At 72.9% G+C, this 19,235-nt stretch carries 15 protein-coding genes; 11 read left to right on the top strand and 4 right to left on the bottom strand.

Translation table 11 applies throughout. The features are described from left to right. Positions 1 to 116 precede the first annotated feature (116 nt). The 3 genes from RNL97_RS27870 (at position 117) to RNL97_RS27880 (ending at position 3,724) form a co-directional block, all read left to right on the top strand. Positions 117 to 509 carry a VOC family protein gene (locus RNL97_RS27870; RefSeq protein ID WP_030582938.1) on the top strand — a complete coding sequence of 131 codons (393 nt, stop codon included), beginning with the start codon at positions 117 to 119 and terminating at the stop codon, positions 507 to 509. Positions 510 to 596: 87 nt separating this feature from the next. Continuing rightward, positions 597 to 1,040, top strand: coding sequence for an SRPBCC family protein (locus tag RNL97_RS27875; RefSeq protein WP_030582936.1), 444 nt, complete (start codon positions 597 to 599; stop codon positions 1,038 to 1,040). 218 nt (positions 1,041 to 1,258) lie between these two features. Further along, complete coding sequence (locus RNL97_RS27880; RefSeq protein ID WP_313751333.1) at positions 1,259 to 3,724, top strand: MFS transporter; 2,466 nt, start codon at positions 1,259 to 1,261, stop codon at positions 3,722 to 3,724. 33 nt (positions 3,725 to 3,757) lie between these two features. Here RNL97_RS27880 and RNL97_RS27885 read toward each other — a convergent pair whose 3' ends face one another. Further along, positions 3,758 to 4,690: a LysR family transcriptional regulator gene (locus RNL97_RS27885; protein WP_030582930.1), complete on the bottom strand. Its 933-nt coding sequence runs from the start codon at positions 4,688 to 4,690 to the stop codon at positions 3,758 to 3,760. 119 nt (positions 4,691 to 4,809) lie between these two features. Between RNL97_RS27885 and RNL97_RS27890 the strand changes: the two genes are divergently transcribed. Further along, positions 4,810 to 5,814: an aldo/keto reductase gene (locus tag RNL97_RS27890; protein WP_030582914.1), complete on the top strand. Its 1,005-nt coding sequence runs from the start codon at positions 4,810 to 4,812 to the stop codon at positions 5,812 to 5,814. A 6-nt stretch (positions 5,815 to 5,820) separates the two neighbouring features. Here the strand turns inward: RNL97_RS27890 and RNL97_RS27895 are convergent, their stop codons facing one another. The 3 genes from RNL97_RS27895 to RNL97_RS27905 all read right to left on the bottom strand — a co-directional run bounded on the left by RNL97_RS27895 (position 5,821) and on the right by RNL97_RS27905 (position 10,610). After that, positions 5,821 to 7,506 carry a purine-cytosine permease family protein gene (locus RNL97_RS27895; protein WP_313751334.1) on the bottom strand — a complete coding sequence of 562 codons (1,686 nt, stop codon included), beginning with the start codon at positions 7,504 to 7,506 and terminating at the stop codon, positions 5,821 to 5,823. Between the two features lie 157 nt (positions 7,507 to 7,663). Then, entirely contained in the window at positions 7,664 to 9,124 is a 1,461-nt protein-coding gene (locus RNL97_RS27900) for an alpha/beta hydrolase (protein WP_030582908.1), read from the bottom strand. A gap of 220 nt (positions 9,125 to 9,344) precedes the next feature. Then, positions 9,345 to 10,610: a pyroglutamyl-peptidase I gene (locus RNL97_RS27905; protein ID WP_030582905.1), complete on the bottom strand. Its 1,266-nt coding sequence runs from the start codon at positions 10,608 to 10,610 to the stop codon at positions 9,345 to 9,347. A gap of 246 nt (positions 10,611 to 10,856) precedes the next feature. Here RNL97_RS27905 and RNL97_RS27910 point away from each other — a divergent pair, with 246 nt between their 5' ends. The 7 genes from RNL97_RS27910 to RNL97_RS27940 all read left to right on the top strand — a co-directional run bounded on the left by RNL97_RS27910 (position 10,857) and on the right by RNL97_RS27940 (position 18,932). Beyond that, complete coding sequence (locus tag RNL97_RS27910; protein ID WP_030582902.1) at positions 10,857 to 11,690, top strand: M55 family metallopeptidase; 834 nt, start codon at positions 10,857 to 10,859, stop codon at positions 11,688 to 11,690. Further along, positions 11,683 to 13,026: a M20/M25/M40 family metallo-hydrolase gene (locus tag RNL97_RS27915; protein WP_030582899.1), complete on the top strand. Its 1,344-nt coding sequence runs from the start codon at positions 11,683 to 11,685 to the stop codon at positions 13,024 to 13,026. Before RNL97_RS27910 ends, RNL97_RS27915 begins: the two co-directional genes overlap by 8 nt. A 56-nt stretch (positions 13,027 to 13,082) precedes the next feature. Next, complete coding sequence (locus RNL97_RS27920; RefSeq protein WP_030582897.1) at positions 13,083 to 15,101, top strand: S9 family peptidase; 2,019 nt, start codon at positions 13,083 to 13,085, stop codon at positions 15,099 to 15,101. Next, positions 15,098 to 16,060: a S66 peptidase family protein gene (locus RNL97_RS27925; protein WP_030582895.1), complete on the top strand. Its 963-nt coding sequence runs from the start codon at positions 15,098 to 15,100 to the stop codon at positions 16,058 to 16,060. The genes RNL97_RS27920 and RNL97_RS27925 overlap by 4 nt, the downstream gene beginning before the upstream one ends. A 215-nt stretch (positions 16,061 to 16,275) precedes the next feature. Next, entirely contained in the window at positions 16,276 to 18,033 is a 1,758-nt protein-coding gene (locus RNL97_RS27930) for a CocE/NonD family hydrolase (RefSeq protein WP_313751674.1), read from the top strand. Positions 18,034 to 18,169: 136 nt separating this feature from the next. Further along, entirely contained in the window at positions 18,170 to 18,409 is a 240-nt protein-coding gene (locus tag RNL97_RS27935) for a LapA family protein (protein ID WP_030582891.1), read from the top strand. Between the two features lie 91 nt (positions 18,410 to 18,500). Next, positions 18,501 to 18,932 carry an arginase family protein gene (locus RNL97_RS27940; protein WP_313751335.1) on the top strand — a complete coding sequence of 144 codons (432 nt, stop codon included), beginning with the start codon at positions 18,501 to 18,503 and terminating at the stop codon, positions 18,930 to 18,932. The last annotated feature ends 303 nt before the right edge of the window (positions 18,933 to 19,235 follow it).

Genomic DNA, 19,235 nt, shown 5'->3' on the forward strand with positions numbered 1-19,235 from the left:
CTCCTCGGTAGCACTCCTCGCAGAATAGAACACTTGTTCCCTTGATCGTGCGGGGCAGCCCCAGGCCCTAGCCTGTGGCCCACCGACGAACCCCAACCGACCGGGAGGCCCCGACCATGGCCGCCAAGTTCACCGAGCTCGCGATCGACTGCGCCGACCCCCTGGCCCTGGCCCGCTTCTGGTGCTCGGTCCTCGACTACGAGGTGCGGGGTGCGGAGGAGGGGGAGGAGGCCGTCACCATCGGCCCGCCCTCGGTGCCCGAGGGGAAGGACCGCCCCGGCCCGGTGCCGCCGGAGCTGACCTTCGCGCGCGTCCCCGAGGGCAAGACCGTCAAGAACCGGCTCCACATCGACGTCAACCCCACCGACCGGGAGCAGGGCGAGGAGGTCGAGCGGCTGCTCGCGCTCGGCGCCCGGCGCGCCGACGTCGGCCAGGGCGGGGCGAGCTGGGTCGTCCTCACCGACCCGGAGGGCAACGAGTTCTGCGTCCTCGCGACCCGCTGCCCCTGACCCCGTCCGGCCCCGATTTTGAGCGGCCGTACCCGAGGTGGTTGGCTCAGCACACCCCCCGAACCACGGATTGCTGGAGGAACAGCCATGGCGCAGGTCGAGGCGACGACGGAGCGGATCATCGCGGCGGACGCGGACACGGTGTTCGACGCGCTGGCCGACTACAAGGACGTCCGCGGCAAGGTGCTCACCGGGCACTTCAGCGAGTACGAGGTCCGGGAGGGCGGTGACGGCGAGGGCACCCTCGTGCACTGGAAGCTCCAGGCGACCAGCAAGCGCGTCCGCGACTGCCTGCTGGAGGTCAGCGAGCCGACCGACGGGCAGCTCGTCGAGAAGGACCGCAACTCCTCGATGGTCACCACCTGGACCGTCACCCCGGCCGGCGAGGGGAAGTCCAAGGCCGTCGTGGTCACGGTCTGGGACGGCGCGGGCGGCATCGGCGGGTTCTTCGAGCGGACCTTCGCCCCCAAGGGCCTCGCCCGGATCTACGACGAGCTGCTCCAGAACCTCGCCACGGAGGTCGAGAAGTAGGGCAGACCGGCGATCGGGGGCCGGTCCGGCCGGCCCCCGCCCGCGGACCGGCCTCACCGGAACGGGTGGTTTTCCGGGACGACCGGTTGTGCGCCGTAGGGGCTCCCACCGGCGCATAAGCCCTCCGTGCGCGCCGCGTACACCCCTCGTCACGTTTGCCCCGCCTTGCCGCGCGATGCGACAAATGGGCGGCGCAGAGGCGACGAGGGGAGCGTTACGTGGTGGGCGGTATCACGCTGCTGAAGGACGAACCGGACGGCACGGGACCCGACGGCACCGATCCGGACGGTACGACGGCGGCCCTCGAAGCCGCCGCACTGCCGCCGCCACCCCCTCCGCCCGGGCCCGGACCCGGGCAGGCGGCCGTGGAGATCAGCCCCCGCAAGGTCCGCATGGTCTTCCTCGGGCTGATGCTCACCCTGCTGCTCGCGGCGCTCGACCAGATGATCGTCGCGACCGCGCTGCCCAGGATCGTCGGTGAGCTGCACGGCCTGGAGAAGATGTCCTGGGCGGTCACCGCCTATCTCCTCGCCTCCACCATCGTCCTGCCGCTCTACGGCAAGCTCGGCGACCTCTTCGGGCGCAAAGGCGTCTTCCAGTTCGCCATCGTCGTCTTCATCATCGGCTCCGCCCTCGCGGGCTGGTCGCGCACCATGGACGAACTGATCGCCTTCCGCGCCCTCCAGGGCATCGGCGGCGGCGGTCTCATGATCGGTGTCCAGGCGATCATCGCGGACATCGTCCCCGCCCGGGAGCGCGGCCGCTACATGGGCCTCATCGGCGCGGTCTTCGGCCTCGCCTCGGTCGCCGGACCCCTGCTCGGCGGCTTCTTCACCGACCACGCCTCCTGGCGCTGGTGCTTCTACATCAACGTCCCCTTCGGCCTGGTCACCCTGGCCGTCATCGCGGTCGTCCTCAAGCTGCCCCGGCCCGCCGTACGCCCCCGGCTCGACGTCCTGGGCGCGGCGCTCCTCGCCGCCGCCTCCACCTGCCTGGTGCTGGTGACCAGCTGGGGCGGCACCGAGTACGCCTGGGGCTCGCGCACGATCCTGGGCCTCTCGGCGGGCGCGGTCCTCACGACGGCGCTCTTCGTCGCCGTGGAACACCGGGCCGCAGAACCGATCATCCCGCTACGGCTCTTCCGCGACTCCGTCTTCAACGTCACCGGCCTGGTCGGCGCGGTCGTCGGCATCGCGCTCTTCGGGGCCGCCAGCTACCTCCCGACCTATCTCCAGATGGTCGACGGGGTCAGCGCCACCGAATCCGGGCTGCTGATGCTTCCGATGATGATGGGCATCGTCGGCGGCTCCATCGTCTCGGGCCAGCTCGTCACCCGCACCGGCCGCTACCGGATCTACCCGATCGTCGGCAGCGCCGTCTCGGTGGTCGGCATGGGTCTGCTGTCCCTGCTGGAGGCTGACACCTCCCCGGTGGTGTACAGCCTCTACCAGGCCGTCCTCGGCCTCGGCATCGGACTGGTCATGTCCGTCCTCGTGCTCGCCGTGCAGAACTCCGTACGCCCCTCGGACCTCGGTACCGCCACCAGCGCCAACAACTACTTCCGGCAGATCGGCGGCAGCGTCGGCGCGGCGATCTTCGGCACGCTGCTCGCCGGGCGGCTCTCCGACGCGCTCGGCGTCCGGCTGCCCGCCGGCGCAAAGCTGCCCGACCCCGAGTCGATCACCCCGCAGATCGTCCACGCGATGGAACCCGCGCTGCGCGACGCCTACATCCAGGCGTACGTCGACGCGATGCCGCGCATTTTCCTCTACCTCGTGCCGGTGCTCGTGCTCGGCCTGATCCTCGCCTTCTTCCTCAAGGAGAAACCGCTGGTGTCCCACCACAGCCCCGAAGCCGCCGAGACCACGACCACGCAGATCCCCGCCGCCCGCGCCGACTCCGGACGGCCCGCCCCCGGCCACCTCTCCGGGGTCCCCGTGCACGGCAGCGTCCAGCACCCCGACGGCACGACCGTCCCCCGGGCCGCCCTCACCCTCATCGACGTCCAGGGGCAGCAGATCGGGCGCGGGGCCAGTGGCGAGGACGGGCGGTACGCGCTCAGCGTCCCCGGCGCCGGCTCCTACGTGCTGATCGCCGCGGCGGGCGGCCACCAGCCGCAGGCCGTCAGCGTCACCGTCGGCGAACGCCCCGTCGAGCTGGACCTGGTGCTCGGCGGCGCCGGACGCCTCGCCGGATCCGTCCTCACCCCCGACGGCGCCCCCGTACGCGACGCGGCCGTCACCCTCACCGACGTACGCGGCGAGGTCGTCGCCTCGACCCGTACCGGCCGCGAGGGCGGCTACGTCATCGGCGAGCTGATCGCGGGCGAGTACACCCTCGCCGCCAGCGCCCCCGCCTTCCGCCCCGCCGCCCTCCCGGTCAGCGTGCAGGCCGCCCGCGAGACCCGGCAGGACATCGAGCTGGCGGGCGGGGCCGTCCTGCGCGGCGTGGTCCGGGCCACCGGCGGACGGCCCGTCGAGGACGCCCGGGTCACCCTGCTCGACGCGGCGGGCAATGTGGTGGACACCCTCACGACCGGGTCCGACGGCTCGTTCCGGTTCGTCGACCTGTCGTCCGGCGAGTACACCGTGATCGCCGCCGGATACCCCCCGGTCGCCACCGTCCTCCAGGTCGCGGGCGGCGGCCGCACCGAGCGCGACCTCCAGCTGGGCCACGAGGACTGAGACGTACGGTACGGGGGCGGCGAGGCTCGGGGCTCAGCCCCGGAGCCGCGCCCGCCCCGCGTCCGCCCCATTCGGCTCCCGCACCGGGTCCTCCCGCACCAGCCGCATCAGCGACCGCGCCCCCGGGCTCAGGCTCCGTGCCCCCGGCAGCACCACCACGCTCTCGTACACCGGCCGGTGCGCGCCCGCCAGCTCCACCGCGACCAGCCGCGCCGCCTCCGGCTTGCGCGAGAAGTGGTGCGGCACCACCGCGATGCCCAGCCCCTCCTGCACCAGCTCCAGCAGGCTGTGCACATCGTTGACCTCCAGGCCCACCGTCCGCCGCACACCCGCCGCGGCGAAGGCCTCGTCGGCGGCCCGGCGCGGCCCCCAGTCCGGGTGGAAGTCGATGAACGACGCCCCCGGCAGCTCCTCCCACCCCACCTCGGTCCGCCCGGCGAACGGGTGCCCCGCCGCGCACAGCAGCACCATGGGCTCCCGGGCCAGCGGCACCAGCTCCCCGCGCCACTCCGCGGGGCTGACCGTCGCAGCGAACGCCAGGTCCAGGCGTCCGCCCGCCACCCCGTCCAGCAGACTGCTGGTGCCCTCCTGCCGCAGCCGCAGCTCCATCTGCGGATGCTCCCGGTGGAACGCCGCCAGCAGCCGCGCCGGACTCACCCCCGCCACGCACTGCTCGACCCCCACCGTCAGCGTCCCGCGCAGCAGCCCCCGTACGGCATCGACGGCGTCCCGCGCCGCCCGCGCGCCCGCCAGCGTGCGCTCCGCCTCCACCAGCAGCGCCCGCCCGGCCTCGGTGAGCCGGACCGTACGCGTGGTGCGGCTGAACAACGGTGTCCGCAGCTCCTGCTCCAGCGCCCGTACGGAGGCGGAGAGCCCGGACTGCGAGACGGCGAGGCGCTCGGCGGCGCGGGTGAAGTGCTGCTCCTCCGCCACGGCGACGAAGTGCTCCAGCTGACGCAATTCCATGATTGAGCAATGTAGGCGATGAATCCGAGCGGAATCTCCTGTTGGACTGCTGGATCCATCTGCGGAAGCCTGGAGCCGTCCCCCTCGTACGCCCCTGATCCCCCCAGCGGAGCCTGCCCATGCACCTGCCGTCCCCCGACCGCTACTCCGCCATGTCCTACCGGCGCACCGGCCGCAGCGGTCTGCTGCTGCCCGCGCTCTCCCTCGGGCTGTGGCACAACTTCGGGGGAGACAGGACCCCCGAGACGCAGGGCGCCATCCTGCGCCGCGCCTTCGACCTGGGCATCACCCACTTCGACCTGGCCAACAACTACGGCCCGCCGCCCGGCTCCGCCGAAGAGACCCTGGGCCGCGCCCTGGCCACCGACTTCGCCCGCCTGCGCGACGAGATCGTCATCTCCACCAAGGCCGGCTACCACATGTGGGAGGGGCCGTACGGGGAGTGGGGCTCGCGGAAGTACCTGCGCTCCTCGCTCGACCAGAGCCTGAGGCGCCTGGGCGTCGAGTACGTCGACATCTTCTACTCCCACCGCCCCGACCCGGACACCCCGCTCGAAGAGACGATGGGCGCGCTCGACTCCGCCGTACGGCAGGGCAAGGCCCTCTACGTCGGCCTCTCCAACTACTCCGCCGCCCAGACCCGCGAGGCCGCCGCGATCCTGAAGGACCTCGGCACCCCGCTCCTCATCCACCAGCCCCGCTACTCGATGCTCGACCGCCGCATCGAGGACGACGGGCTGCCGGACGTCCTGGACGAGCTGGGCGCCGGGTCCATCGCCTACTCGCCGCTGGAACAGGGCATCCTCACCGACCGCTATCTGAACGGCGTTCCGGCCGGGTCCCGGGCGGCCGGGGACAGCCCCTTCCTGTCCGCCGACGCCGTCACCCCGCAACTGGTGGAGCGGCTGCGCGCGCTGGACACGCTGGCGAAGGAGCGTGGCCAGTCGCTCGCGCAACTGGCCCTGGCGTGGGTGCTGCGCGGCGGCCGGCTCACCTCCGCCGTCGTCGGCGCGAGCAGCGTGGCCCAGCTGGAGAACAGCGTCGAGGCCGTCCGGAACCTGGACTTCACCGAGGACGAGCTGTCCCGGATCGAGGAACTGCTGCGGGACGCCGAGACGGGCTGACGGCGGTCAGGTGCCGGAGAGCGGAACGGGCGGTGCGGCCGGCAGGACATGGTCGCCCGCCTTGTCCGTACTCAGGCACAGCGAACAGACCAGGGCGTCGTGGGCCGGGCAGGCGGCCAGGTCCGGGCGCTCGAAGGTCTGCCGGCAGACGTGGCAGTCGTACGTGACCGCGCTCGGGTTGCCCTCGGCGTCCAGCAGCGGAACCGGGATGCCGTCGTCGCTCCGGCGCAGGTAGAACCGGCCCCGGGTGGCGACCGCCATGACCGGCGTGAGGAGAGACGCGATCACCACGGCGGCGACGGGGGAGTAGGGCTGGAGCGTGTCGCCGAAGGCGTGGAAGTACATCGCGATGGACAGCCCGGAGGCGGCGGTGAACGCGGTCACGCCGACCGGGTTGACCGCGTAGAGCATGCCCCGGCGGAACTCCGGCGCGTGCGGGGAGAGCTTCAGCAGGTACTTGTTGACTCCGATGTCGGTGGCGACGGTGACCACCCAGGCGATGGCGCAGTTGGAGTAGAAGCCCAGGATGCTGTTGAGGAAGCTGAACATGTCGGCCTCCATCAGGATCAGCGCGAAGGCCAGGTTGACCAGGACGAAGATCATGCGGCCGGGGTAGTGCCGGGTGACGCGGGTGAAGGAGTTCGTCCACGCCAGCGAGCCGGAGTAGGCGTTCGTCACGTTGATCTTGATCTGGCTGATCACGACCAGGACCACGGCCAGCGGCACGACCAGCCAGGACGGCATCATCGCGTCGAACGCCCCGCGGAACTGCTGGATCGGCTCGGTCGCCGCGGCCGGGCCCACCTCGGAGAGGATGTGGACGGCGAGGAAGACCCCGATGGCCTGTTTGATCGCCCCGAGCACCACCCAGCCGGGCCCCGCCATGACCAACGCCGTCCACCAACTGCGCCGGTTCGCCTCGGTCTTCGGCGGCATGAAGCGCAGGTAGTCGATCTGCTCACCGATCTGTGCGATGAGCGAGAGGCAGACGCCCGCGCCGAGCAGGACGGAGGCCGTGTTGAGGCTGCCCTCGCCGTCGGTGCCCGCGTAGGAGAGGAAGCTGTCGACCGTGCCGGGGTCGGTGGCGACCAGGTAGACCAGCGGGCCGACCATCAGCAGCAACCAGATCGGGGTGGTCCACACCTGGAGCTTGCTGAGGGCCTTCATCCCGTAGACGACGAGGGGGATGACCATCAGGGTGGAGACGGCGTAGCCGAGCCACAGCGGCAGCCCGAAGCCGAGCTTGAGGCCCTGGGCCATGATCGCCCCTTCGAGGGCGAAGAAGATGACGGTGAAGCTGGCGAAGATGACGCCGGTGAGGACCGATCCGTAGTAGCCGAAGCCCGAGCCCCGGGTGATCAGGTCCAGGTCGATGTTGTAGCGGGCGGCGTAGTGGGCGAGCGGGAAACCGGTGATGAAGATGAGGGCCGCCGCGACCGTGATCGCGACCAGCGCGTTGCCGGTGCCGTGGGCCATGGCGATCCCGGCGCCGATGGAGAAGTCGGCCATGTAGGCGATGCCGCCGAGCGCCGTGGTCGCCACGACCATCGGGGTCCAGCGGCGGTAACTGCGCGGCGCGAAGCGGAGCGTGTAGTCCTCCAGCGTCTCCCGCACCGCCTGGGGCTCGTCAGGGGCGGCGGGCGGTGCGGGGTCCGGTGGGGACGGGTCGGTGAGCTGAGTGCGGGTATCCATGGCGGGGGACGCTAGGCAGTCGCCGTTTCCCGCGCGTACGGCCGCTGTGAAGGCGGCGTTACGGTATACCAACGAGGTGCCAGAGGGCGGCGGGCCGCCTCCGGCCCGGGGAGCGCCGTCCCGCCCATGAGCCGGGCAGCGACGTCATGTCCCCGCCTCACGGAGCGATGCCCACCCCGTCGACCCGGCTCCAGGCCCGCTCCTGAGAGGCCGTCATGGCCGGCCAGCCGAGCCCGCCCGGCCGGGGCAGCACCCGGGAGGCGTACGGCGAGGGCCGGAACCCCGGATCGTAGAAGCACCCCGTGCCGTGACTCCGGTCGAACGCGGCGCACGAATCGGCCAGCGAACGCACGGTGGGCTTACGGCCGGTACGGGCCCAACGATCCAGTGCCGCGATGGAGTTGGCGTACTCCGCGCTGCTCAGCCCGCTGTGCTCGCTCTCCCGGGTGAAGGACTGCACGAGCCGGTCCTCCCGGCCCGCGCCCCGCAACGCGGCCCGGTAGGCGGCCTCGTGCTCCACGAACGCCGTCGGGTCGTCGATCGCGTGCAGGGTCAGGACGGGCAGGGACACCCGGCCGGTCAGGTCGCTGTCCCACGAGAGGTCCCGGCGCGCTGCCGGATCCGCCGAGAACCGTTCCACGCCCGCGTTCAGCGCCCGGTCGTCGTGCGAGCCGGTATACCACACCCCCCGGTTGGAGAAGGGGTTACGTCCCCCCAGCCGTGTCGAGACGATGTCGCGGAAGGTGAACGTCGCGAACCGCAGATGCGACTCCAGGGACCGCTCCGGAATCGCGGTGACGGCCAGGATGTCGTCCAGATTGCGCTGCTGGAGCGCGGTCCGGGCGGCCGGTTCGGCGTCGAACCCCGTGCACTCGCGCAGCCGGGCGCCCAGCCCGGCGGACGTCATCGTGGAGTCCGGGCGCAGTCCCTGCCACAGCGGGTACCGCGGCTCGGTGGGGCGCGGGTGGTTGCCGCAGTAGAACTGGTAGACCACGCGCAGGTCCACCCGGTAGTCGTAGCCGCGCGAACCGCCGCCCAGGACGCCGTTGGTCAGCAGCACACCGTCGTACGCCCCGGGCTCCGTGCCGTACGTCTCCGCGACCTTGGCGGCGACGTTCCCGCCCCAGGACTGGCCGTGCAGATAGGTCCGCCCCGGCTTCCCGAACCGGTCGACGAAGACCCGGCGCACGCTCTCGGTGTCGGCCGCCGCCATCCGCGTCCCGTAGCCGCCGCGCCGGTAGGAGGAGCCCGCCCAGGCGTACCCCTCCTCGACCATGACGGCCCAGCGCTCCAGGTCCTCGGCCGAGCGGGCCGGGTCCGATGCCTCGCCCAGGTCGGGCCCGCCGTGCGCGTGCACCACCAGGGAGCCGTTCCAGCGGACGGGAACGGCGAGCGCGTAGTGCGCCCCGTTCCCGTCCTGGCCCGTGTAACACCGCGCCTTTCCGGCCAGCGCCTCCGGGCAGGCGGCGGCGACCGGGGCCCCGGCAGGGCTTCCGGCCGGGGCGGGCGCCGCCGGAGCCCGGCCCGCCGACCCGAGGAGCAGGGCCGCGACGGCGGCGGCCAGCGCGGCGGAGCGCCACCGGTGGCGGCGGTACAGCGGCAGGGCGCGGACGGGCATGTCGGGGGAGTTCACGGGGGCGGCTCCTGGCGTTCTGCGCCGGCGGCGGCGCCCGCGGGCGCCGCCGCCGGAACGGTCTGTGCGGCTGCCCCGGCACGGGGTGCGCCGGGATGCCGGGATGCTAGGAAGCGCCGCGCCCGGGGGAGAAGCCCCGCGCGCATTGCGTTCATAGTGTTCGCCCCGGCGGGCCGTCCCACCCGCCCGCGAGCTGCCGCGCCGCTCAGCCGGTGGCGGTCACCGCCGTCCTCACCAGCTCCCTCACCTGGCCCACGATGTCGGCGCGGTTGCGCTCGAAGTCCGGGTCGGTGACCGTGCCCGCCGGATTCGAGTTCTCCGCGCCGAACTGGAGGACCGGGGTGTGCAGATGGCCGCCCGGCAGGTCCGGCAGGCGGAGCCGGTCGCGCAGCAGGGTGACCCGGTAGGCGATCTCGTTGGAGAGGTAGTCGCCACCGCCCCCGGCCCGCGCCGCCGAGCCCGGGGTGGGACCGTCGGGCCTGGTCACGGGCTGGGTGCCGCCCGCCGGGATCTCGGTGACCCCGGTGTTGTCGTACACCGGGAAGCGGCCCGTGTCCGCCTCGGTGAGCTGCCGGTACGGGAGGGTCGTGGACGTCCACTGCGGCTGCGTGGCCGGGTCGGCGACGGGGACGAGCCCGGTGCTCGAGGCGTTCTCGTTGTCGGCGAAGCCACCGCGCCAGGCCCCGTTCGTGCGCTCCACGTCGAAGCGGCCCTGGCGGCCCTGGCTGACCGTGGTGAACAGGTCCAGGTGCGGCAGATGCCGGGCGAGGGCCCGCTCGACGACGCCCTCCGCGAAGTCCGCCCAGCGCACCGGGAAGACGACCGTCTCGATCCGGGCCGGCCCGTCGGGCGTCTGCACCAGGGTGCCGTCGAGCGCGAGCGCGCTCGCGCCCGACGGGTTGCCGATCCGGACGTCGCGGTCCAGCGTGAACGGGTCGAATCCGGTGACCAGGACCCGCTTCGTCCGGTGGCCCCGGTAGTGGATGTCGCTCTGGCCGCGCGACGCGGTCTCCAGAGCGGAGTGCAGGGCTTCGCGCCGCTGGTCGTCGAGGCCGAACCGGGGCGTCCAGGCGCGCAGTTCGCGGCTGAGCGCGAGCCGGGCCCAGTACAGCGGGCGGTCGTCGCCCCGGCTCAGGTCGCCTGTGGCGGGCCCTCGCCCCTGGGCCCGGTCCACAGCGCGTTGCCACAGCGCCGAGGCGTGGCGGGTCACGGTGTGCTGGGCCTGCGCATAGCTCTTCGAGCGCGCCAGGGCTCGCTCGAAGCGTGGAGCGAAGGCGTCGAAGCCGCTGCGCCGCAGGATCTCCCGCGGGGCGTCCCGGTCGAGGCGCTGCTCCTCGACGGTCGCCTCCGCCAGGGTGCGGGAGGTGTCCGCGGGGGAGGCGGCGGCGGGCAGGGCGGAGCCCGCCAGGACGAGCAGGAGCGCCGTACCGCCGAGACCGATCCGGGCCGTTGCGGGGAGTTGGTGGGTCACACGGGTCCCTTTCGTTTCACCGGGTGGGGCCCGCAGTATCGCGGCACGGCCCGAGGTGATGCCATAGGGGGTGCGGTGCGGGGCCCGTCCACTTCACCGGACCGGACCACCGGGCCTGTCGTCAAACTGCCCTCTGCCAGGCCCCGCCCGGCTGCCCTTCGGGCGACGACGGCAGTTTGACCACAAGCCCCTGGCACGCCGCCCCTCCCTGGCCCGCGCCGCTCACGGGGCGTACGGTGTGACGGCATGAAGATCCTCATCAGCGCCGACATGGAAGGCGCCACCGGAGTCACCTGGCCGGCCGACGTGCTGCCGGGGACCCCGCAGTGGGAGCGCTGCCGGTCGATGTTCACCTCGGACGTGAACGCGGCCGCGCTCGGCTTCTACGACGGCGGCGCCGACGAGGTCCTGGTGAACGAGGCCCACTGGTCGATGCGGAACCTGCTGCTGGAGCACATGGACGAACGCGTTCAGATGCTGACCGGCAAGCACAAGTCGCTGTCCATGGTGGAGGGCATCCAGCACGGCGACGTGGACGCGGTGGCCTTCGTCGGCTACCACACGGGGGCCGGTACGGAGGGCGTCCTCGCCCACACCTACCTCGCCAACTCCATCACCGGCGTCTGGCTCAACGGTGTCCGTGCCAGTGAGGGTCTGCTCAACGCGCACGTCGCCGCCGAGTACGGGGTGCCCGTCGTCCTCGTCACCGGCGACGACCTGACCTGCGTGGATGCCGAGGGGTACGCCCCCGACGCCCGGAAGGTAGCCGTGAAGGACTACGTGTCCCGGTACGCGGCGGTCTGCCGCACCCCGGCCCGTACCGCCTCCGACATCCGGGCGGCGGCGAAGGCGGCCACCGCGCTCGCGGGCCGCCGGGACCCCGTCACCGGCTGCGCGTTCACCGTGGAGCTGGAGTTCGACGCCGAGCACCTGGCGGCGGCGGCCACCGTCGTCCCCGGCGTGGCGCCGAGCGGCGAGAGGCGCGTCGAGTACACCAGCGCGACGATGTACGAAGGAATTCGCACGTTCAAGGCGGTGACGACGATCGTGTCGGCCGCCGTGGAGGAACAATATGGCTGAGGCCCCCGACCTGCTCGGGCCCGTGGACCGGCAGGCTCTCGACGAAGTGGTGGCGTTCACCTCCGGGCTGATCCGCATCGACACCACCAACCGGGGCGGCGGCGACTGCCGGGAGCGCCCGGCCGCCGAGTACGTCGCCGAGCGCCTCGCGGACGCCGGAATCGAGCCGACGCTGCTGGAGCGCACCCCCGGTCGGACCAACGTGGTCGCCCGGATCCCGGGCACCGACCCCTGCGCCGACGCGCTCCTCGTCCACGGCCACCTCGACGTGGTGCCCGCCGAACCCGCCGACTGGACCGTGCACCCCTTCTCCGGCGAGGTGCGCGACGGCGTCGTCTGGGGGAGGGGCGCCGTCGACATGAAGAACATGGACGCGATGGTCCTCTCCGTCGTACGGGGCTGGGCCCGCGAGGGCTTCCGCCCGGCGCGCGACATCGTCATCGCCTACACCGCCGACGAGGAGGACAGCGCCGCCGACGGCTCCGGCTTCCTCGCCGAGCAGCACGCCGACCTGTTCGAGGGCTGTACGGAGGGGATCAGCGAGTCCGGGGCCTTCACCTTCCACGCGGGCGACGGCCTCGCGCTGTACCCGATCGCGGCGGGCGAGCGCGGCACCGGCTGGCTGAAGCTGACCGCCGGGGGCCGGGCCGGGCACGGCTCCAAGGTCAACCGGGAGAACGCGGTGAGCGCGCTGGCCGCCGCCGTCGCCCGGATCGGCGAGCACGAGTGGCCCATCCGCCTCACCCCGACCGTCCGGGCCGCGATCACCGAGATCGCTGCGCTGCACGGCATCACCGCCGACCTCGACGACCCCGGCTTCGACGTCGCCCAGCTCCTCGGCAAGCTCGGCCCGGCCGCCTCCCTCGTCGAGAACACCATCCGCAACAGCAGCAATCCGACGATGCTGGACGCCGGGTACAAGGTCAACGTCATCCCCGGCCACGCCACCGCGTACGTCGACGGACGCATGGTCCCCGGCGGCGACGAGGAGTTCCACGCCACCCTGGACCGGCTCACCGGGCCGCTCGTCGACTGGGAGTTCTACCACCGCGAGACGGCCCTGACGGCCCCGGTCGACTCCCCGACGTACGCCAAGCTGCGCGCCGCCGTCGAGCGGTTCGACCCGGACGCGCACACCGTCCCGTACTGCATGTCGGGCGGCACCGACGCCAAGCAGTTCTCCCGGCTCGGCATCACCGGCTACGGCTTCACCCCGCTGAAGCTGCCCGTCGGCTTCGACTACCAGCGGCTCTTCCACGGCGTCGACGAGCGTGTCCCCGTCGACGCCCTCCACTTCGGCGTCCGCGTCCTCGACCACTACCTGCGCACCGCCTGACCGCCTGCCGACCGAACCGCGCCCCGGGGGGACCGTCCTACGTGAATCCGTCCTACGTGAACACCGTGCAGACGGCAGCGCCGTACGGCACCTGGCCGTCGCCGATCGACGCGGCCCTCGCCGCCTCGCACGACGGCCGGCCCGACCACCTCGGCACCGTCGGGGACGAGGTCTGGTGGACCGAGCCGCGCCCCGCCGAGGGCGGGCGGCGCGCGCTGATCCGCCGTCGCGCGGACGGCACCACCGCACCCGCGCTGCCCGCCCCCTGGAACGCCCGCAGCCGGGTGGTCGAGTACGGCGGACAGCCCTGGGCCGGCACCGTGCGCGCGGACGGCGAACTCCTCGTGGTGTTCGTCCACTTCACCGACCAGCGGCTGTACGCCTTCGCCCCCGACGGGCCGGACGGGCCCTGGCCGCTCACCCCTCTCTCCGGGGTCGGCGGCGGGCTGCGCTGGGTGGACCCGCAGGTGCGCCTTGAGCAGGGGGCGGCGGGCGAGGTCTGGTGCGTCCTGGAGGAGTTCACCGGACCCGCCCCCACCGACGTACGACGGGTCGTCGCCGCCGTACCGCTGGACGGCTCGGCGGCCGCCGACCGGACGGCGATCCGTGAACTCTCCGACGACCGGCACCGGTTCGTCACCGGCCCCAAGGTCTCCCCCGACGGGCGACGGGCGGCCTGGATCGCCTGGGACCACCCGGCGATGCCCTGGGACGGCACGGTGGTCATGCTGGCCGACATCACCGACGCGGGCGCGTTCACCGGGGTCCGGCCGCTCGTCGGGGACGTCCACGAATCGGTCTGCCAGGTGGAGTGGGACCGTGACGGCAGCCTCCTGTTCGTCTCCGACCTCTCCGGCTGGTGGGAGCTCCAGCGCATCCGCCCCGACGCCGTCGCGGGCGGAGTGGTCCCCAGCAGCCGCCTGCTGCCGCCCCGGGGCGAGGAGTTCGGCGGACCGCTCTGGAAGATCGGGCTGCGCTGGTTCCACCCGCTCGACAACGGGCTGATCGCCGTCCTGCACGGCAAGGGCGACCACCGCCTCGGCATCCTCGACCCGGAGGCCGGCGAACTCGCCGACGCCCCGGGCCCCTGGACCGCCTGGTCCGACACGCTCGCCGTGCACGGCAGCCGGGTCGTCGGTGTCGCGGCGAGCCCCCGCAGCGCCCCCGAGGTCGTCGAGCTGGACACCGCGACCGGACGCACCCGCGTCATCGGCGCTCCCCACCGGGACGCCGTCGACCCCGCGTACTACCCGGCCTCCGAGCAGCGGACCTTCACCGGCCCCGACGGCCGGGAGATCCACGCCCACATCCACCCGCCGCACCACCCCCGGCACACCGGCCCCGAGGGCGAGAAGACCCCGTACGTCGTCTGGGCGCACGGCGGCCCCACCGGCCACTCCCCGCTCGTCCTCGACCTGGAGATCGCCTACTTCACCTCGCGCGGCATCGGCGTGGCCGAGGTGAACTACGGCGGCTCCACCGGCTACGGACGCGCCTACCGCGAACGGCTGCGCGGCGCATGGGGCCTGGTCGACGTGGCGGACTGCGCTGCCGTCGCCTCGGCCCTGGTCGAGGAGGGCGCTGCCGACCCGGACCGGCTCGCGATCCGGGGCGGCAGCGCGGGCGGCTGGACCACCGCCGCATCGCTGACCAGCACCGACCTCTACGCCTGCGGGACGATCCTCTACCCGATCCTGGACCTCGAAGGGTGGGCCACCGACGAGACCCACGACTTTGAATCGCGGTACCTGGAGTCCCTCGTCGGCCCGTTCGCCGAGGTGCCCGAGCGCTACCGGGAACGCTCCCCGATGAACCGCACCGACCGGCTGAACACCCCGTTCCTGCTGCTCCAGGGCCTGGACGACGTGATCTGCCCGCCCGCCCAGAGCGAGCGGTTCCTCGACGCCGTGGCCGGCCGGGGCATCGCCCACGCCTATATCGCCTTCGCGGGGGAGAGCCACGGATTCCGGCGCGCGGAGACCCTGGTCCGTGCCTTGGAGGCCGAACTCTCCCTCTACGCCCAGACATTCGGCATCGAGCGGTCCGACGTACCGCCTCTGGAGCTGACCACGTGACCCGCCAGGCCCCCGGCCCGATCACCCCGCTCGCCCGGCCGGCCCGGCTGCGCCCCGGCTCCCGGGTGGCCGTCGTCGCGCCCAGCGGACCGGTCCCCGCCGACCGGCTGGAGGAAGGTCTCGCCGTTCTGCGCGACTGGGGCCTCGAACCCGTGGTCGGGCCCCATGTCCGATCCGCGCACCCGGAGTTGGACTACCTCGCAGGTACGGACGCGGACCGTGCGGCAGACCTTCGGGCAGCGTGGTGCGACCCGTCCGTGGAGGCCGTGCTCTGCGCCCGGGGCGGCTTCGGCGCACACCGGATGGTCGACCTGGTCGACTGGGCGGCGGTCCGGGCCGCCGGGCCCAAGGCGTTCGTCGGCTACAGCGACATCACCGTGCTGCACGAGGCGTTCGCCCTGCGGGCCGGGTTCGCCACCCTGCACGGACCGATGGTCGCCACCGAGACGTTTCTCAAGGACGCGCCGACCCGCGAGCACCTGCGCGCCACCCTCTTCGAGCCGGAGACCGTGCGCACGCTCGGCCTCGCATCGGCCGGGGCCCTGGTCCCCGGCCGGGCCGGAGGCGTCCTGTACGGCGGGTGCGTCAGCCTGCTCGCCGCCGACACCGGAACCCCGGGCGGCCGGTCCCACGCCGGCGGTGGCCTGCTGGTGATCGAGGACACCGGGGAGGAGCCCTATCGGCTCGACGGCATCCTCACCCGGCTCCTGCGCTCCGGCGCCCTGGCCGGGGTCGCCGGGGTGGCCTGCGGATCCTGGCAGGAGTGCGGGCCGTACGACAAGATCCGTGCCGTGCTCGCCGACCGGCTCGGCCCGCTGGGCATACCCGTGGTCGAGGAGCTGGGGTTCGGCCACGGGGCGACCGCGCTGACGATTCCCCTGGGTCTGCCCGCAGTGCTCGACGCACCGGCGGACGGCGGGCGTTGCACGCTCACCGTCGAGGTGCCCGCCCTGCTCTGAGCTTCTCGGCCTCTCCCCGATCCGCGTTGGCACCGCTTCCGGTGCCGACGCGGAGGTGTGTGCGTTCCCGCGGGAAAGTGAACATCCGTCAAGAACCGCTGACCGGTGCGTTGACACGGCTATGACCTGTGTCACAGCATGAGCGCGACCCAGTACTTACCGGTCGGTAAGGTGTCCTCGGTGTGGAGGTCCTCGTGTCAGGTGCTGTTTCCAGAGTGCGCGGCCCGCTCGTCGCGGTCGCCGGGGCGGCCCTCGTCGCCCCCCTCGTTCTCGCCGGCCCGGCCCATGCCGACGCCGACCCCTACACCGTCACCCCGCTGACGTTCACCGTCGGGGCGGGCGACCGCACCTGCACGGTGGACGCCGATCTCTACCGGCCCACCGGGGCCCACGCCGAGAATCCGGCCCCCGCCGTCCTCGCCACCAACGGCTTCGGCGGCAGCAAGTCCGACGGTTCCACCGACGCCATCGGCAAGGCCTTCGCCGAGCGCGGCTATGTCGGGCTCGTCTACTCGGGCCTCGGCTTCGGCAAGTCCGGCTGCCTGATCACCCTGGACGACCCCGCGGTCGACGGCCTGGCCGCGAGCGAACTCCTCGACTTCCTCGGGGGAGTCCGCGCGGCCGACGACGGGACGAGGGCCGACTACGTCACGCAGGACGCCGACGGGGACCCGCGCGTCGGGATGATCGGCGGCTCCTACGGCGGCGCGATCCAGCTGGCGACCGCCGCGGTCGACCCCCGCGTCGACGCCCTCGTCCCCCTGATCACCTGGAACGACCTCGGCTACGCACTCGCCCCCAACAACACCGGGGCGCGCACGGGAGTCACCTCCGACACCCCCGGCGTCTTCAAGTGGCAGTGGGCCAACGGCTTCTATCTGATCGGCGAGGGGCAGCCGCTCCTCAACCCGGGCCTGGACCCCTCCCGGATCAACCGGCTGGACTGCCTGCACTTCGCCACCCGCGCCTGCGAGACCGTCCGGCTGCTCAACTCGGGCCGCTACCCGGCCGACGAGACCGAGGAGATGCTCGCGTACGCGCGCGGCGTCTCGCCGGTCTCCTACCTCGACCGGGTCAAGGCCCCCACCCTCATCGTCCAGGGCCAGGCCGACAGCCTCTTCAACCTCAACGAGGCCACCGCCACCTACCGGACGCTCAAGGCCCAGGGCACCGAGACCAAGATGATCTGGCAGTCCTGGGGGCACAGCGGCGGCCAGGTCCCCGGCGAACTCGACCTGAGCCAGGGCAATCTGGAGACCAGCCACGTCGGACAGCGGGTGCTGGCCTGGTTCGACCGCTACCTCCACAAGAACACGGGCGTCGGCACCGGACCCGCCCTCTCCTACTACCGCGACTGGCAGGGCGGCTACGGCACCGCAGCCGACGTCCCCGCCCTCTCGCGGTCCCTCTACCTCTCCGGCGACGGCAAACTCGTCGACAACCGCTCGAAGGTCGCGCGCGGCAGCCGCCAGTACACCAACTGGCCCGTGCCCACCAGCCACTCCGAGAGCTCCATCGCCCCGCTGATCGGACTGCCCGACCCGAAGCCGTACGACACCAAGGGCACCTACCTCGGCTGGCGGAGCGAACCCCTCACCGCGCCCCTCGACGTCGTCGGCGCGCCGAAGGCCACCCTGAAGGTCGTCTCGCCGAAGGCGGAGCGGGTCCAGCACAGCGGCGACGCCTCCGACAAGCTCGTCCTGTTCGCCAAGGTCTACGACGTCGCCCCCGACGGCAGTCGGAAGCTGGTGAACCGGCTCGTCTCCCCGGTCCGGGTCCCCGACGTCACCCGGCCGTTCACGGTCGAGCTGCCCGGCATCGTCCACCGGTACGAGAAGGGGCACCGCCTGGAGTTCGTGATCGCCGCCAGTGACACCGCGTACTTCGGCAACCGGGGCATCAAGCCCGTCACCGTCCTCCACGCCCCCGAGGACACCGGCGTACTGGAGCTCCCGGTGGTCCCGTCCGGCTGACGCCCCCGCTTTCCCCTTCACCCGGACGGCGCAACAGCACCGCCCCCCGGATCCGGCACCCGCTCATGATGGGACCCGGGGGAGGCCGCGTGCACGTCGGACCGGACGGGCGAGGAACGAGCGAAAGGGCCGGACCATGAGCCCCAAGGACGTATCGAGCGACAGCGGGCGCGCCCAGGGGTGGCTCACTCCGGGGCGCGTCGCGGTCGGCGTGGTGGTCGTGCTCGTCATCGTGTTCATCTGCCTGAACACCAACGACGTCACCATCCGGGTGCTGATCCCCGAGGTGACGATGCCGCTGTGGTCCGCGCTCGCCGCCATGTTCCTGATCGGGCTCGGCTGCGGCGGCTACCTCTTCCGCCGCCGGGGGAAGTGACGGCGGTCCGGGACGGGGTGGGGCGGGAGCCGCGCTCGCCGTCGGCGAAACCGCTTGAGGGGTGTGCGCCGCTGCGGTGAGGATGACCCGCATGCGTACGATCGTGGCCCTCGACGCCCCGTCCAACCTCGGCCTGCGGCCTCCGGCGCCCGGCACCGTCCCGGGCTGCTACAAGCTGGCCGGCGCGCTGTGCGAACAACGCATCGTGGCCCGCCTCGGCGCACTCGAAGGCGGCGTCGTGGTGCCGCCGCGCTACGACCTCGGCGACTGGCGGGAGGGCGACGGGGTGTTCAACGCCGCCGCCATCGCCCGCTACACGCGCACCCCCGTCATGCCCGCCGTCGACAGGCCGGACGACGGCGGCCTCCTCCCCGAGGAACTCGCCCCGCTGCTGCGGACGCTGGTCTCCTCCCCGCGCTGCGTCGGGCTCAACGTCACCATCTACGACCCCGATCTCGACCCGGACGGCACGGCGGGCGCGCTGCTCGCCGACCTCGTCGTCGGCGCGCTCAAGGAGGCGTGAGAAGCCGGTCGAGCGCATTGATGGGCAGCCCGGACGGGGTCGGGCTCGGCCCTTCTCCCTCACCGTGGCGGCCACCGCACCTGCTCGGAGGCGGCCCGGTCCGGCGGCCGGGACCGGGCCGTGGGCAGGGCGGTGGGCTGCGGGCCGTTCGCACGACCCTCCAGCACGCGTAGGCCTTCGCCCGGGATGAGGCTGCTCATGCCCTGCGGCAGGGAGCTGAGTCGTCGTGAGGACGCGGCCGGGGCCGGACGCCCGGACAGCGGCGCGGGCGCCCGCCACGACCTGACGGGCCGACAGAACGTG

Origin of the sequence: Streptomyces parvus, from assembly GCF_032121415.1 — a bacterium.
Taxonomy (GTDB): Bacteria; Actinomycetota; Actinomycetes; order Streptomycetales; family Streptomycetaceae; genus Streptomyces; species Streptomyces globisporus_A.

Coding starts and splice junctions, on each gene's coding strand:
- RNL97_RS27910 (WP_030582902.1), top strand. CDS start 10,857: ATGAAGATCCTCATCAGCGCCGACATGGAAGGCGCCACCGGAGTCACC.
- RNL97_RS27900 (WP_030582908.1), bottom strand. CDS start 9,124: ATGCCCGTCCGCGCCCTGCCGCTGTACCGCCGCCACCGGTGGCGCTCC.
- RNL97_RS27870 (WP_030582938.1), top strand. CDS start 117: ATGGCCGCCAAGTTCACCGAGCTCGCGATCGACTGCGCCGACCCCCTG.
- RNL97_RS27915 (WP_030582899.1), top strand. CDS start 11,683: ATGGCTGAGGCCCCCGACCTGCTCGGGCCCGTGGACCGGCAGGCTCTC.
- RNL97_RS27895 (WP_313751334.1), bottom strand. CDS start 7,506: ATGGATACCCGCACTCAGCTCACCGACCCGTCCCCACCGGACCCCGCA.
- RNL97_RS27935 (WP_030582891.1), top strand. CDS start 18,170: ATGAGCCCCAAGGACGTATCGAGCGACAGCGGGCGCGCCCAGGGGTGG.
- RNL97_RS27940 (WP_313751335.1), top strand. CDS start 18,501: ATGCGTACGATCGTGGCCCTCGACGCCCCGTCCAACCTCGGCCTGCGG.
- RNL97_RS27875 (WP_030582936.1), top strand. CDS start 597: ATGGCGCAGGTCGAGGCGACGACGGAGCGGATCATCGCGGCGGACGCG.
- RNL97_RS27885 (WP_030582930.1), bottom strand. CDS start 4,690: ATGGAATTGCGTCAGCTGGAGCACTTCGTCGCCGTGGCGGAGGAGCAG.
- RNL97_RS27890 (WP_030582914.1), top strand. CDS start 4,810: ATGCACCTGCCGTCCCCCGACCGCTACTCCGCCATGTCCTACCGGCGC.